Origin of the sequence: Paenarthrobacter sp. AR 02 (assembly GCF_021538675.1) — a bacterium.
In the GTDB taxonomy this organism is placed as follows: domain Bacteria; phylum Actinomycetota; class Actinomycetes; order Actinomycetales; family Micrococcaceae; genus Arthrobacter.
Window position 1 is genome coordinate 221,094 of sequence record NZ_JAJUKH010000001.1, and the last position, 14,465, is coordinate 235,558.

15 protein-coding genes are annotated in these 14,465 nt (G+C 64.5%); 5 read left to right on the top strand and 10 right to left on the bottom strand.

What is annotated here, in order from left to right; all coding sequences use genetic code 11:
- Positions 1–283: 283 nt before the first annotated feature.
- On the bottom strand, positions 284–1,408 hold the full coding sequence (locus LRQ04_RS01100; RefSeq protein ID WP_235517161.1) for a winged helix DNA-binding domain-containing protein: 1,125 nt from the start codon (positions 1,406–1,408) through the stop codon (positions 284–286).
- 85 nt (positions 1,409–1,493) lie between these two features.
- Here LRQ04_RS01100 and LRQ04_RS01105 point away from each other — a divergent pair, with 85 nt between their 5' ends.
- Positions 1,494–1,973: a hypothetical protein gene (locus LRQ04_RS01105; RefSeq protein WP_235517162.1), complete on the top strand. Its 480-nt coding sequence runs from the start codon at positions 1,494–1,496 to the stop codon at positions 1,971–1,973.
- A 46-nt stretch (positions 1,974–2,019) separates the two neighbouring features.
- Here LRQ04_RS01105 and LRQ04_RS01110 read toward each other — a convergent pair whose 3' ends face one another.
- From LRQ04_RS01110 to LRQ04_RS01140, 7 genes are all read right to left on the bottom strand, one after another.
- Entirely contained in the window at positions 2,020–3,087 is a 1,068-nt protein-coding gene (locus LRQ04_RS01110; protein ID WP_235517163.1) for a UDP-N-acetylmuramate dehydrogenase, read from the bottom strand.
- A 9-nt stretch (positions 3,088–3,096) separates the two neighbouring features.
- Positions 3,097–4,371 (bottom strand): sugar MFS transporter, encoded by a 1,275-nt coding sequence (locus LRQ04_RS01115; RefSeq protein ID WP_235518605.1) that lies wholly within the window; start codon positions 4,369–4,371, stop codon positions 3,097–3,099.
- Between the two features lie 41 nt (positions 4,372–4,412).
- Positions 4,413–4,850 carry a MaoC family dehydratase gene (locus LRQ04_RS01120; RefSeq protein WP_235517164.1) on the bottom strand — a complete coding sequence of 146 codons (438 nt, stop codon included), beginning with the start codon at positions 4,848–4,850 and terminating at the stop codon, positions 4,413–4,415.
- Between the two features lie 2 nt (positions 4,851–4,852).
- The gene (locus LRQ04_RS01125) at positions 4,853–5,302 is read right to left on the bottom strand and encodes a MaoC family dehydratase N-terminal domain-containing protein (RefSeq protein WP_211712086.1); all 450 of its coding nucleotides are present in this window, start codon (positions 5,300–5,302) and stop codon (positions 4,853–4,855) included.
- Between the two features lie 30 nt (positions 5,303–5,332).
- Positions 5,333–5,557, bottom strand: coding sequence for a DUF3188 domain-containing protein (locus LRQ04_RS01130; protein WP_211712085.1), 225 nt, complete (start codon positions 5,555–5,557; stop codon positions 5,333–5,335).
- Between the two features lie 105 nt (positions 5,558–5,662).
- Positions 5,663–6,577 carry a DUF2797 domain-containing protein gene (locus LRQ04_RS01135; RefSeq protein WP_235517165.1) on the bottom strand — a complete coding sequence of 305 codons (915 nt, stop codon included), beginning with the start codon at positions 6,575–6,577 and terminating at the stop codon, positions 5,663–5,665.
- 2 nt (positions 6,578–6,579) lie between these two features.
- Entirely contained in the window at positions 6,580–7,443 is an 864-nt protein-coding gene (locus LRQ04_RS01140; RefSeq protein ID WP_235517166.1) for a CoA ester lyase, read from the bottom strand.
- A gap of 376 nt (positions 7,444–7,819) precedes the next feature.
- On the opposite strand from LRQ04_RS01140, the gene LRQ04_RS01145 reads away from it, so the two are divergent.
- From LRQ04_RS01145 to LRQ04_RS01160, 4 genes are read left to right on the top strand one after another with little or no spacing between them, the layout of a single operon-like run.
- The gene (locus tag LRQ04_RS01145) at positions 7,820–8,842 is read left to right on the top strand and encodes an ABC transporter substrate-binding protein (protein WP_235517167.1); all 1,023 of its coding nucleotides are present in this window, start codon (positions 7,820–7,822) and stop codon (positions 8,840–8,842) included.
- 2 nt (positions 8,843–8,844) lie between these two features.
- Entirely contained in the window at positions 8,845–9,735 is an 891-nt protein-coding gene (locus LRQ04_RS01150; protein ID WP_235517168.1) for an ABC transporter ATP-binding protein, read from the top strand.
- The gene (locus tag LRQ04_RS01155; protein ID WP_235517169.1) at positions 9,735–10,643 is read left to right on the top strand and encodes an ABC transporter permease; all 909 of its coding nucleotides are present in this window, start codon (positions 9,735–9,737) and stop codon (positions 10,641–10,643) included. The genes LRQ04_RS01150 and LRQ04_RS01155 overlap by 1 nt, the downstream gene beginning before the upstream one ends.
- A gap of 55 nt (positions 10,644–10,698) precedes the next feature.
- A complete protein-coding gene (locus LRQ04_RS01160) occupies positions 10,699–11,631 on the top strand; it encodes a TauD/TfdA family dioxygenase (protein ID WP_235517170.1) in 933 nt (310 codons plus the stop codon).
- Between the two features lie 97 nt (positions 11,632–11,728).
- On the opposite strand, the gene LRQ04_RS01165 is transcribed toward LRQ04_RS01160, so the two are convergent.
- Together LRQ04_RS01165 and LRQ04_RS01170 are read right to left on the bottom strand one after the other, a co-directional pair.
- Positions 11,729–12,682 carry an aldo/keto reductase family oxidoreductase gene (locus LRQ04_RS01165; RefSeq protein ID WP_235517171.1) on the bottom strand — a complete coding sequence of 318 codons (954 nt, stop codon included), beginning with the start codon at positions 12,680–12,682 and terminating at the stop codon, positions 11,729–11,731.
- A 15-nt stretch (positions 12,683–12,697) separates the two neighbouring features.
- On the bottom strand, positions 12,698–14,452 hold the full coding sequence (locus LRQ04_RS01170; RefSeq protein WP_235517172.1) for a glycoside hydrolase family 13 protein: 1,755 nt from the start codon (positions 14,450–14,452) through the stop codon (positions 12,698–12,700).
- Between the last annotated feature and the right edge of the window lie 13 nt (positions 14,453–14,465).

A 14,465-nucleotide genomic window follows, 5' to 3' on the forward strand; every position in this document is an offset into this window, starting at 1 on the left:
CGGAACAACGGGCCAGCAACGGATTACCCGGCCCACGCCCAGACCTACCCCCGAGCCACGCCCACCGCCCCACCCAAACGCGTCGCCAACCCGCTCCCACGTCGCTGGCCAACAACGAATCAGCGGGCCAGCAACGGATCACCCGGCCCACCCCCCGAGCCACGCCCACCGCCCCACCCAAACCCGTCGCCAACCCGCTCCAACGTCGCTGGCCAGCAGCGGAACAGCGGGCCGGCAACGGACCACCCAGACCTACCCCCAGCAACGGAACAGCGGGCCGGCCTCAGCTCGCCATGAACTTCAGGTACGCCCGTCCCTGAGCCTGGAACGCCCGCTCGGCGGCAGGACCAAGCTCGCCTGCAAACGGTTCCGGGACCACCCCGGCGTTCTTCCCGGAGGTCGTCCGGGCCCAGGTCCCCACTACGTCGCCCCCGGACACGATGACGCGCTTGAAGACGCCGTTCTTCCCCGGCACCACCCGTTCGGCGTACTCCGGGGCGAGAACCAGGCTGCGGTCCTGGTAGCCGAGAAGGTATTCGTCAAACCCAGGCAGTGCCAGCAGCGAGCGGGAGCCGGGAACGCCGTCGTCGAGCATTGTTGCCGCTTGGGGTGACAGCCAGTAGCTGGCTCCGCGGAATTGAAGCTCAACCAAACGGTCCCGCACAACTGCCAAGGCAGCGCGGGCCTCGGTGAGCGGCACTTGGCTCCACCACGCAAAGTCCTTGATGGTCGCCGGACCGTGGCCCCGGAAGTACCGGAAGAGGAGTTCGGCTATCCCTTCCTCACGGCCCAGGTCCCTGGACTCCGGAATCCAGTCCTCGAAGGGTACAAACAGTTGCTGGACGCCGGCTTTTCCGCCAGAGGCCGCCATGGGTCCTTGGACCAGCCACGCTTCGCGGCACAAAGTTCCCAGGATGTGGATGCCCCGCTGGGAGGTAGTGGGCTGGCCAGCCTCCTCAAAAGCGGTGAACAGCTGTTCGCGGGTTGCCCCGGCGGCACCCTCTCCTGTCTTGAGGACTTCGGCGGTTTTGTACGCTATGTCCCGGCAGTGGCTGATGTCGTCGGAAGTGATGGCCAGTTCGCGGTGCCGCCCCGCCACGACGGTTGCCAGCCGACCGCTGGTGATCCCCAGGATCCAGCGCAGATCTTCGGGTGCCAGCAGGTGCAGGGTCCCGCGCATGGGCCAGGAACGAACCACCGTCCCGGCGTCGAGCGCTGCGCGGACGTCCGAGGCCGCAATACCGGGCACGCGTTGCCCCACAGCCCAGAAAGCCATTCCCAGATCCTGGGCCTGCATGGCGGTCATCCAGCGGACAGCGTCGGCGATACCGGGGAAGCCTCCGGCCAGCAGGCCCTGGCTGGCGAGCCGGAGCCGGCCCATGACGCGGGGAGTCAGCGGTGTAGGCATGCTTCATCCTAAGAGCGCGTTCGGGCACAGGGAACCTTGCCGTGCCTCCCAGCCGTCACCCAGCAGGGGAACCTAGGATGAGTTCATGCTTTTTGGTGACCTCGCTCCGTTCGTGCGGCCGATGAGCCGGTGGTTGGCTACCGCCGGCTGGTTCTGCACGCTCGTTGGACTTGGTGCCGGGCTGATCGTGGCCGTCGGGACCGGCGTCAGCCTTTCTCCATCGATGCAGGCCATCCAAACCGTCAGTCTGGTCGCAACGGCTACGGCCGCGCTCCTCATTGGAACGGCTGCGGCCAGCCAGCCAGTGTCCGATCGTGATGATGACGCCCCCGAGCCGTGGTTCTACCCGGCCGCGGCCGCCCAGGTCCGCAGCTTCCTGCTCGGGTCCGTCGTCATGCTCCTGGGCTTGGTGGGCTTCGCTGCAGCCGGGCTGTTCATGCCGAGTGGTCCCTCGCCCCAGAGCATCGCGTTCAGCCAGATATTCCTTCTCGGCTCCATCAGCTGCGGGCTGACGTTCTTGCTGCTCAACAAGGTCCTGCCGATCGCCGAGCGGCGAACACGCTAGGACCGCCGAGGGGCAAGATCCCCGGGAGCCCTCCAGCGAACGCGCCTTAGAGGGACACACCGATCAACAGCGGCTCCGGGTGCAGCTCAATACCAAAACGTTCGACGACGCCGGCCCGCACCTCGCGCGCGATCGCCACCATGTCCGCAGCTGAGGCTGAACCACGGTTGGTGATGGCCAACGTGTGCTTGGTGGACAGGGACGCCCGACCCCCGGAAACACTGCCCTCTTCAAGCCCGAAGCCCTTCCCGAACCCGGCTTGGTCGATGAGCCAGGCGGCGGAGAGCTTCACCAGTCCATCCGTTCCGGCGGGGTACTGCGGTGCGTTCGCGGGCAGCCCCGCGGCGCGCTCTGCGGGCACGATCGGGTTGGTGAAGAAGGAGCCGGTGGAGTAGGTATCCCGGTCCTCTGCGTCCAGTACCATTCCCTTGGAGGCCCGGAGCCGGAGGACTTCACGGCGGACATCGTTGGAGTAGGCGCGCTTGCCTGCCTCCACGCCCAGCACCCGGGCCAGCTCGGCGTACCGGATAGGGGCACTCATCCGACCCAGCGGCAACTGGAACTCGACTGTCAGGACCACGTAGCGTGGCGAGCCCTCCACCGTGGTCTGCTTGAGGATGGAGTCGCGGTATCCGAACTTGAGCTCGGAGTTGGTGAAGGTCTGCACGGCGTTGCGTTCACGGTCCCAGGTCCGCACGGCCGCAATGGTTTGAGATACGTCGGCACCGTAAGCTCCCACGTTCTGCACGGGCGTAGCTCCTGTGGCACCCGGAATGCCGGACAGTGCTTCCAAGCCGGACCATGCGTGCAGGACGGCGTGTTGGACCAGGGCGTCCCAGTTGTGGCCGGCCTGTACCACCACCGACACGCCTCCGCAGCTGTCCTCGGAGTTCACTGTGAACCCTTCGGATGCGATCTTCAGGACTGTACCGGGGTAGCCGTCGTCCGAGATCAGGAGGTTGGATCCGCCGCCGATGATGAGGAGTTTTTCGCCTGCAGCGTCAGCCGACCGTACGGCGTCGATGATTTCAGCCTCGGTGCGGGCCTCCACAAAGTTTCCTGCGGGGCCGCCAACAGCGGCGGTGGTCAATTCGGAAAGCAGCGTCTGGGTCACCAATCAAGCCTAACGGGCTTCGTTGGGCTCCATGGACTTCCTTGTGGTTTGGCCGGCGAGGGGAGCCAGGAAGAAGCTGACAACCAGCATCACAAGAGGTGCAAGCAGGGAGTGGAGGATGCCAAAGTGTTCGGCCAGCAGGCCAAGGAGCGGCGGTCCGCACAGAAACGCACCGTAGCCAATGGTGGAGACGACGGAAACGCGGGCGGCAGCGTGCACGGGGTCATCAGCTGCGGCGGACATTCCCACCGGGAACCCCAGCGAGGCACCGAGGCCCCACACAGCCAGCGCCACGAAAGCAAGCCAAGGCGCCGGAGAAAAGACAAAAAGCGCCAGACCCACGACGGCGGTGGCCGAGCACCAGCGCATCACCACTACCCGCCCAAAGCGGTCAAGGATGACGGTGCCGGCGAAGCGTCCAATAGTCATGAACGTCACGAACAGTCCGTAGCCAACCGCTCCTGCCGCGTCCGATTGGCCGTAGCCGTCGGACAGTGCCAAAGCCACCCAGTCTCCAGCAGCCCCTTCGGCCAATGCCAGGCCGAGGACCAGTACGCCGATCAGCAGCGTTCGACGGTCACGCCAAGCAAGGGCCACGAGCCGTTTGTTGTCCAGTGGTGCAGCCGCGGTCCCGGTTTCCGCCGTAATAATGGGCAACGGTCCAGTAGAAGGGTCCTGGAAAGTATCGGTTTCCTCCGGACGCGGAGCACGGGCCGGCGCCGCAGTCTTCTCGGCCCGGAAGAAGAATCCTGCGGTCACCACGGAGCCCGTCACTACGACGCCCGCGATGAGGAAATGCCAGAACACGGCCAGGTGCACGGCGGCGGCCCAGGCACCAAACCCCGCAGCCGCGACAGTACCGAGGCTGAAGGCGCCATGGAGGTGCGGCATGACGTGCCGTCCCAGAGCCCGCTCCATGGCTGCGCCTTCGACGTTGGACGCCGTATTCCAGCTGGCAGTGCCAAGGCCCAGTACCACCAAACCCGTGGCAACAACCGCGGGGTTCGCCGCGATGGACGCCCCGACCCCAACGGTGACCAGGCCCGCCCCCACCATGCAGCTTCCAATCCAGCTGGTGAGTTTGGGCCCGAGCCGCAGCACGATGAGCCCGGATGCGGAGATCGAAATGAACGACGCCACGGTCATGCACATGAGCAGAAGCCCGATGCCGCCGGGGGTCAGGTTCAGTCCGTCACGGATCGCCGGGAGCCGCGACACCCACGTGGCGAACGCAACGCCGCTGGCCGCATAGGACGTCAGGACAGCGACGCGCCACTGGAGCATCTGGGTCGCAGTGGCGCGTTGCGGGGAAGGGTTCGGTTGATTCAAGAGACCTTCACGACCGCCTGCGACTTCATGAGGACTTTCTGTCCGCCGGCGACGACAGTGAGGTCGATACGTGCGGTGCGGGCGTCGGCGTCGAGGGCTCCCACCACGCCGGTGACGTCGATGACAGCGCCGGGTTCGTCCGTGCCGGTGGTGTCCGTGACCAGGACTGGTTTGGTGAAGCGGGTCTGGTAATCGACGACGGCGGCCGGGTCGCCCGCCCAGTCACTCACCAGCTGCACTGCGGCTCCCATGGTGAACATGCCGTGCGCAATAACTCCGGGCAGTTCAACCGAGGTAGCGAAGGCTTCGTTCCAGTGGATCGGGTTGAAGTCGCCCGAGGCCCCCGCGTACTTGACCAGGTCCTGGCGGGTGACGTCGATGCTGCGGGTACCGATTTCCTGGCCAACAGCAAGTTCTTCGAATGTGAGGCTCATGGTTACTGTCCCTCTCCGCGGACCAGGATGGATGAGGTGGTGGTGGCGACCTTTTCGCCCGCTTCGGTGGAAATTTCGGAGCGTGTGGTGATCATGGCCCCACCACCCATGGCCCGGACGCCGTCGACATGCAGTTCGGCCACGAGACGGTCACCGGCAACAATGGCGCGGTGGTGCGTAAACCGCTGGTCGGCGTGGACCACGCGGGAAAAGTCGATGCCGGACTCTGGGTCCTGGACAAGCTGCGCGTCTGCGCGCTGGGCGACGATGATGGCGAACGTTGGCGGGGCTACGAGGTCGCTGTGTCCGAGGGCTTTGGCCGCCTCCACGTCAAAGTGCGCGGGGTTGGTTGCCTTCACGGCCTGGGCGAACTCGCGAATCTTTTCGCGCCCGACGTCGTATACCTCTGCGGCAGGGTAGCTTCGGCCCTGCAGGTCCGGATTGATACTCATGATCCAACCCTATCGGCCCGAAGGGTTGGTTTACTTCCTGTAGTCCTTGCGGATTTTCTGGCCGCGGACCACGAGCCCCGCAACGTGCAGGAGCAGGCCGACGCCGATCAGCGGAAGCGATGCCAATGCCAGTCCCTGGTTGCCGGACGTGTTGCCCACAATGCTCAGGATAATTCCGACGGCGATCAGGCCCATGGCGCCAAAGACGAGCACTTTGTAGGACGTAGGGGCGGTGGCCCAGAATTGTTCAAGCACCGTCCAAGTCTACCGGCGGGCGTTGAAGGGGTTGCGTTGCGGGGCCCACTCTGCGCCCCACGACCACGAAATACCCCGCACAACAGGCCCCACAACGGGAGGGGGCTAGAAAAGCGAGTCCTGCAGGGCCGGGATCTCGGTGGTGTGCGGGCCGAACTCCACTTTGCGGCCCTTCAGGGCACCGAGGTCTGCCACGAAACTGCCCTCCACCTCGTTTCCCGAAGCATCGGGGAGACCAACCAAGGCGATTGTTCCGCTCAGCGAGCGGACCCGCACACCGTGCCCACCGCCGTCGAACGTTGCCGGATAACGGTGGCGAAGGCCGGTGTGCGCGGCGCAGAGGGTATCGGCCAGCGCGGGCCGCTCCCACTCTTCCTCCACCACCGCGTAACCGGTCATGGCCAGGCCGCCCAACAGTTCCCGCACGCGCCCGGCATGCCGGCGGTTCACAGCGGCAAGCTCGACGCCGGAACGCGGCTCCACCAGGCCGGTCACCTTTGCCGCCGAGCGGACCTGCTGGACGAGGCCGAGTTCGCGGGTTACCAGGTCCTCCAGGACACGGACAATGCGGCCGTCTTCCGCGTACGCCACGTAGGAGGCATGCACGGCGCCCTGTTCAGCAAGGCGGTTCCACTTGCGTGGCGCTGAAGCTGTCCCGACCTTGCTTGCGCCGGTCGCGAAGGTGGCCACGTAGAGCCAGTGCGGTTGCATGAGGTAGGCCCTCAGCCCTGACGGTACGGAGCCACCGCGGTGGAAGTCATGCATCAACCGCGGCTCGTCGCGCGCAAAGCACGCACCGCACTGCTTGCCCCGCTCAGCCGGGGCACCACTGGGGCAGGGAACATACGTCCGGCCTCCGGGTCCGTGGACCTTTGTATGGCCAAGGCACCACAAACCGGGGGCAACGCGAAGGCCCAGGGACGTACCCCGGGCCAACGCAACATCAGTAAATTCCGCCTGCGGCGACCACAGCCTCAACGCAGGGCCGGAAGAGTCCCATGAGACTCCGTGGACCAGCATCCCTACAGGGAAGGCTGGACTCCGAAAGCCACTGCGAGCTTCATGATCTTCTCGGCACGGCCCAAACGCGGAAGGTCGGAACCGTCGCGGATGACACGGCCGTTGGCTTCGAAGTCGTTCATGAAGTCCGTGGCCCAGGCGACGTCTGACGGGGTGGGGCTGATGACTTCGTTGATGACCGTGGTCTGGTCAATGGCCAGGCACAGCTTGCCGGTCATGCCCATGGTCACGGTGATGCCGGTCTGCTCGCGCAGGATCGGGTGGTTGGTTCCCACGGTGGGTCCGTCGATGGGGCCCGGCAGGTTACCGACGCGGCTGGCGACAACCAGCTTGGCGCGCGGGTAGGCCATGGCCTCGGGCGTGGCCGCCATGCCGGTGTCGCGGCGGAAGTCGCCGGAACCGAAGGCGAGGCGGAAAGCGCCCTGCGCACGGGCGATGTGGTTGGCTTCCTCGATGCCGAGGGCCGATTCAACCAGGGCCACAACGGGGGTCTTGCCATCCATGCGGTGGTACGACTCGGTGACCTGGTCAGCGGACTCGGTCTTGGCGAGCATGACACCCAGAAGTCCGGGCGTGCCACGCAGTCCGGCAAGGTCGTCGGCCCAGAACGGGCTGGTGGCGTCGTTGATACGGACCCAGGCCTGGCCACCTGCGGTCAGCCAGTTCACCACGTTCTCGCGGGCGGCATCCTTCTGGGAGGGGTCTACGGCGTCTTCAATGTCGAGGATGATCGCGTCTGCCCGCGAACCCGCAGATTCTTCAAAAAGCTCCGTTTTCATGGCATTGACAAGAAGCCAGGAACGGGCGATATCGGCAGGAATATTGCGGGTAGGCCGAATGGACTCGGCGGCGATGCTAGACGTCATGTATCTACCGTATCCGGCCAGCGTGCCGCGAGGCGAAGAATTTCGCCCGGTTGTGAGGATCAATACGAACTAAACCCCATATGACTGTGGGGTCCGGCAGTATGAACGCCCGACGGCGGTACCCGCCAGTCACACGACGCCCACCGGACGTTGTTGTTCACAGGGCTCAACGCAGCGTCTTGTGTCCCCCGGTTGCCGGGAATTGCCCGCGATTTCTTCCCGTGTCGGGCTGTTTCGCTGCGTTTCCGGGCGTTACCGCGGCACTTTCCAGCCACCGTCGAAATGGGCTTTCATCGTTCCCAAGCCGTTGCACGGGTATTACATCTCCGGCATCGGCCGACCACCCAACACCCCCCATCATCTGAAAGTAGCTCCCATGAAACTGCATCTGCCCCTCCTGAGCGTCGCGGCCGCCGTCGTACTAGCGCTGACGGTGTCCGGCTGCGGCGGTGCAGCCGAAGCCGGACAAGCCAACCAAGCGGGCAACGAGGTCAAGGAACTCCGCTACCAGGGCTCAGCGAACAACGTGACCTTCCCCGAACTCGCAGCGGACCTGGGCTACCTGGGCGACCTGAAATTGAACTGGGTGGGCAACACCACAAGCGGCCCGCAGGACATCCAGTCGGCAGCAACCAACCAGACCGACTTCGGCGGCGCCTTCTCCGGCGCGGTAGTCAAACTGATCGAGGCTGGAGCGCCCGTGAAGGGCGTCGTGAACTACTACGGCTCTGACGACAAGAACTTCAGCGGCTACTACGTCAAGGCAGACAGCGACATCAAAGGTCCGAAGGACCTGATCGGCAAGAAGATCGCGGTCAACACCCTCGGTGCCCACCACGAGGCAGTCATCAACACGTGGCTGACCAAGAACGGACTGAGCCAGGACGAAATCAAGCAGGTCCAGCTTGTCCCGCTGGCACCGAACGACACCGAGGAAGCGATCCGCCGCGGCCAGGTCGATGCCGGAACGCTCGGCGGGATCCTGCAGGACCGTGCCGTTGAAGCAGGCGGACTGCGCTCCCTCTTCAGCGATGTCCAATTGTTTGGATCGTTTGCCGGCGGGCAGATCGTGCTCCGCAACGACTTCATCGAGAAGAACCCCAACACCACCCGCACCTTCACCACAGGCGTGGCCAAGGCCATCAAGTGGGCAACGGAAACGCCGCGCGCAGAAGTGATCGCCCGCTTCACCAAGATCATCGAAAGCCGCGGCCGAAACGAAAGCACAGCCAACCTGAAGTTCTGGAAGAGCCCGGGCGTTCCCGACGCAGGCGTGATCAAGGACGAGGACTTCACCCGCTGGGAGGCCTGGCTCAAGTCCTCGGGCATCCTCAAGGGCGACCTGGCGCCGTCCAAGTACTACACCAACGACTTCAACGACCTCGCGAAGAAGGGATAGCCATGACGGCGAAAATCAGCTTGCGCAACGTCACCAAGGAATTCACGGTCCGCGCCACCAAGACTGCTGCGGCCACCCGGTTGACCGCCATCGATGGGCTCAGCCTCGATGTCCGCGACGGCGAATTCCTCACCCTGGTGGGACCAAGCGGCTCCGGCAAGACCACCCTGCTGGACCTCCTCGCCGGATTGTCCACCCCGACGTCAGGAGAAGTGCTGGTGGACGGCAAACCGGTTACCGGTCCGGGCAAGGACAGGGCCGTGGTGTTCCAGCAGTACGCCTTGTTTCCGTGGCGGACGGCGTCAGCCAATGTGTCGATCGGCCTCGAAGGGGTGGGTCCCGACGGGAAGAAGCTGAATCGCCGGGAACGTGCGGCAAAAGCCAAGGAGTACTTGGCGTTGGTAGGCCTTGCCGGCTTCGAGGACCGCTACCCGCATGAACTCTCCGGCGGAATGAAGCAGCGGGTTGCCATCGCCCGCAGCCTGGCCTATGAGCCGGACGTGCTCCTCATGGATGAGCCGTTCGCCGCACTGGATGCCCAGACCCGTGAGCAGTTGCAGGACGAACTGCTCCGGATCTGGAAGGCCACGGGCAAAACGATCGTGTTCATCACCCACGGCATCGACGAGGCCGTTTACCTCGGCGAGCGCGTTGCCGTGCTGAGCGCGCGACCGGGGCGGCTCAAGGAGATCGTGGACATCGACATCCCGGACCGTGAAGGCGACGAAGACATCCGTTCCAACCCTGCCTTTGTTGAGCACCGGCACCAGGTCTGGACCCTGCTGCACGACGAAGTCCGCCGGGCACAGGACGCCGGGCACCGCAAGATCCTCCCGGATGGCAGCGCACCGGACGAACCTGTGACCACCACTATTGAAAGGAGCGCGGCCTGATGACCACCACGTTGGCACATCCAGAAACCGCAGCCTCCGCGGCTGACGCACGCACCGCCGTCGAACCTTCCGTGAGGGCAGCCCCCGGAGAGGGTACGACGCCGGCACCCGGCATAGTGCGTCGTGTCGCCGCGGTGCTTGGTTCAGCCGTGTGGAAGTCCGCGGCGGTCCTGGCGTTCCTGGCGCTGTGGGAGTTGGGGCCCACGTACTTGGCGAGTCCCTCCACCCGGGTGTTCCTGCCACCGCTGCACGAAGTGCTCCTGGCCTGGGGCAAGCTTTTTGAATCCGGCACCATCCAGGGCCACATCGCGGCCAGCCTCACGCGCTCAGTTGCGGGCTTCGGCGCCGCGCTGGTCGCGGGTGTCTCGCTGGGTTTGCTCATTGCCTGGTACGGGCGGCTGAACTCGGTCCTGAACCCGCTCTTGGAGCTGTTCCGCAACACGGCGGCCCTGGCGCTCCTGCCTGTGTTCACGCTGTTGCTGGGCATCGGCGAGGAATCCAAGATCAGCATCGTGGCCTACGCGGCCTTCTTCCCGGTGCTGCTGAACACCATCGCCGGAGTGAAGACCGTGGATCCGCTCCTGATCAGGGCAGCGCGTTCCTTGGGACTCAACAGCTTCCGGCTCTTCCAGAAAGTCATCCTGCCCTCCGCGGTGCCCACGATCTTCACGGGCATCCGCATGGCCGGTACCGCATCCATCCTGGTGCTGATCGCCGCCGAAATGGTGGGCGCGAAGGCTGGCCTGGGCTACCTGATTGTCAATGCGCAGAGCAGCTTCCTGATCCCGGACATGTACGCGGGCATCCTCACGGTGTCCTTGCTGGGCCTCGGTGTGAACTTCCTGCTGGTGGCCTTGGAACGGCACTTCTCCCGGTGGCGGACCGCCGTCGGTTCTGCAGCCTCCTGAATTTTTACCCGTGGCGACCCAGCCACACACATCACAGAAACGAAAAGGAAAAACAATGACCGTCATTACCGAAACCAAACTCGAGTTCGCCAAGCTCGGCTCCCGCATCGGTGCCGAAATCCGTGGGCTGGACATCAGCGGAGACCTCAGCGAGGAAACCGTGGCGCAGATCAGGGCAGCCCTCAACGAGCACAAGGCGCTGGTGTTCCGCGAGGCCAACATCCTCACGGATGAGGCCCAGGTGAAGTTTGCTTCACACTTCGGACCACTGACCAAGGCCCACCCGACCGTGGCTTCGGTGGAAGGGGAAGAGAACGTCCTGCCCGTCGACAGCGAAAACGGCTCGGCCAACAACTGGCACACGGACGTCACGTTCGTGGTGAACCCGCCGCAGGCATCCACCCTGCGCAGCATCGACCTTCCGGCCTACGGCGGAGAGACGCTGATTGCCTCCTCGGCCGGGGCTTACCAGGACCTGCCCGAGGAACTGCGCACCTTCGCGGACAGCCTGTGGGCCATCCACACCAATGACTACGACTACTCGGTGCCCAAGAACCTGGAGCACTCCAACGCCGAGGAACGTCGCAAGGAGTTCACCCGGCTGAAGTTCGAGACCGCCCACCCCGTGGTGCGGGTCCACCCGTTGACCGGCGAGCGCGGATTGTTCATTGGGGGCTTCGCGCAGCGGCTTCGCATCGTGGGCCTGTCCAACACGGAGTCCAAGGACATCATCCGCCTGCTTCAGGCGTATGTGACGCGACCGGAAAATGTGGTCCGCGTGAACTGGGAGCCCAACCAGGTGGTTCTGTTCGACAACCGCATCACCCAGCACTACGCACCTGATAACTACGATGGCCAGCCGCGCAAGCTCAACCGAGTGACCATCGCCGGCGACATCCCGGTAGGCATCGACGGAAAGCCCAGCCAGGCGATCCAGGGTGACTCCAGCACGTACTCCGTGGTGGCTCCGGCCAGCCCTGTCTCGTAGCCATGTGTTGCTGTAAGCACCCAACTGAGTCGCAGCTGAACGCGTTTTGAGAGGTCATCACGCACACAGCTGCGACTCAGTTGGGTTAAAACCAGAGTTACGGGATGTTGTTTCCCCTCGCCGACACCCATAGTCCGTACCACTCGGCACGGGACATGCCGGCGGCCACAGAGGCGGAATCAGCGCATGCCTGAATACGTGCGGGGTTAGTGGTCCCTACAACAGGCGAGATCCCGGCCGGGTGCTTCATCAGCCAGCCCAGCAGCACTGATTCCGGCGTGGTGTTCTTCCCGGCCGCCAACTGTGCGAGCTTGTCGGCAGTTGCCGATTCGGCCGGCGAAAACTCCGCAGACGGCGCCCCCGTATAACGGCCTTGGGCCAGGGACCCGTACGCCTGAAGCTCCACCCCATTAGCCACGCAGTACTCGACGGTCCCGTGCGGAAAGCTGTAGCCACTGCCTTCCGGATGGTTCACCAGCACGGTGCTCTCCACCCAGTCCCGCCGCAGCAGGCTCATTTCCAATTGGTTCGCCACGATGGGTGTCTCCAACTCGTCCTGGAGGAAGGCAATCTGCGCGCCGGACATGTTGGACACCCCCAACTGCCGCACCTTTCCTTCTGCCATCAACTGCCCGACGGCCGCCGCCACCTCATGCGGGTCCATCAGGGGATCGGGCCTGTGAAGGAGCAACAGGTCCACGTAATCCGTTTGAAGACGTTTCAGGCTCCCGTTGACCCGTTCAAGGATGGCTTCCCGGCTGAGGTCGTAGTGCGTATCCAACCCCCGCTCCCCCAGCCTGATCCCGCACTTGGTCTGCAACTGGATGTTTTCGCGCAGGCCCTGCGAACGGGAGAGGACCTCCCCGAAGACTGCCTCGGACTTGCCGCTGCGGTAGATGTCCGCATGATCGAACAGCTCAACACCGATCCCGCGCGCGGCGTCAATCACTGCAGCGGCCTGGTCGATTTCCGCAGCTCCGTAGGACGTACCGTCCCACGAACCGCCAAGTCCCATGCAGCCGTATATAAGGCGTCCACGCCCGTTCGCCATAGCGTCAGTACTCCCCTACGCCTTGCTGACAACCCAGGCAGTGGTGTCCGACGGCAGTTTGCCCTCTTCCAATGGTCCGCTGGAGACCACAACCTCGCCCTCAGGCAGATCAACGGGCTCGCTGCCGAAGTTGGTCAGCGTATGCCAGCCTCCGGGACGGCTGAAGTGCAGCACATCCGGGTTGCCGGTCTCCACCCATTCGAGTTCCTCATCGGCCTGGAGTTCGCTTCGCAGGTGCAGCGCCTTCCGGTACAGCTCAAGCGTGGAACCCTCAACGCCGTCCTGCTTGGCCACTGCGTACTCCGCAAACCACGCAGGCTGCGGAAGGTGCGCGCCGCCGGAGCCGAAACCGAACGACGGGCCCTCCGCTGTCCACGGCAGCGGGACACGGCACCCATCACGGCCGATCTCCACTCCCGGGTTGCGGAAGAAGGACGGGTCCTGACGCTCGGAGTCGGGAATCTCCGTCACTTCGCGCAAGCCCAGCTCTTCACCCTGGTACAGGTACGCGGAGCCCGGCAGCGCAAGCAACAATAGCGTTGCGGCGCGGGCCCGACGCAAGCCAAGTTCGACGTCGAGCTCCTCAGCCGGCGCGCCGGCCAGAAGCCAGCCCTTGCCGTCCTGGCCCTTGGGTTCGCTGCCGGTGATGTCCTGCGCGGCGTTGGTTCCCTGTGCCACTGAGCCGCCCTTCGGCAGCCCGTAACGGGTGGCGTGGCGGACGACGTCGTGGTTGGAGAAGACCCACGTTGAAGATGCGCCGGATTCCTTGGCGTGGACCAGGTTGTCCGTGATGATCTTCCTGAACGATGCGGCGTCAAAGTCGGACTGGAGCAGGTCGAAGTTGAAGGCCTGGCCCAGTCCCTCAGGGCTGGCGTACCGGGCCCGGCGGGACTCGTGGACCCATGCCTCGGCAACGGCTGTCCGCGGCGGGTTGTATTCATTGAAGAGCTTGCGCCACTCGGCGTAGACCTCGTGCACCTCGTCACGGTCCCAGAAAGGGTGGGAGCCATCGGTGAAACCGTCGGTTCCGTGCGCCTTCTTCAGCAGGTCTGCCTTCATGGGCATCGGCTCGGACAGGTCCTTGGCCATGCCGTGGGCAACATCGATGCGGAAGCCGTCCACACCACGGTCCGACCAGAAACGCAGGGTCTTGAGGAAGTCTTCGCGGATTTCCGGGTTCTCCCAGTTAAAGTCCGGCTGTTCCTTGGCGAAGATGTGCATGTACCACTGCCCGGGAGTGCCGTCCGGCTCGGTGATGCGCTCCCAGATGGGACCGCCAAAGACGGAATCCCAGTCGGAGGGAGGAAGCTCACCGTTCTCGCCCTTGCCGTCACGGAAGATGTAGCGCTCGCGGGCGGCCGACCCTTTCGGCGATGCCAGGGCCTCCTTGAACCATTCGTGACGGTCCGAAGAGTGGTTGGGCACGATGTCCACCACGATCTTGATCCCTGCCGCGTGCAGGGCTGCTGCCATCTCGTCGAAGTCTTCCAGGGTTCCCAGCTTGGGGTCCACATTGCGGTAGTCATCCACGTCGTAGCCGCCGTCAGCCAGGGCCGAGGGATAGAACGGGCTGAGCCAGACGGCATCGATTCCCAGTTCCTTCAAGTACGGGACCTTGGCTGTGATGCCCTTGATGTCGCCCAGCCCATCCCCGTTCGCGTCGTGGAAGCTGCGGGGATAGATCTGGTAGACCGCTGCTTGGCGCCACCAGTTCGGATCCGTCATGCGTCCGGCGTCGGTACGGTGTGCCTGCGTAGTGGGGGTGCTCACGGAACTCCTTTGA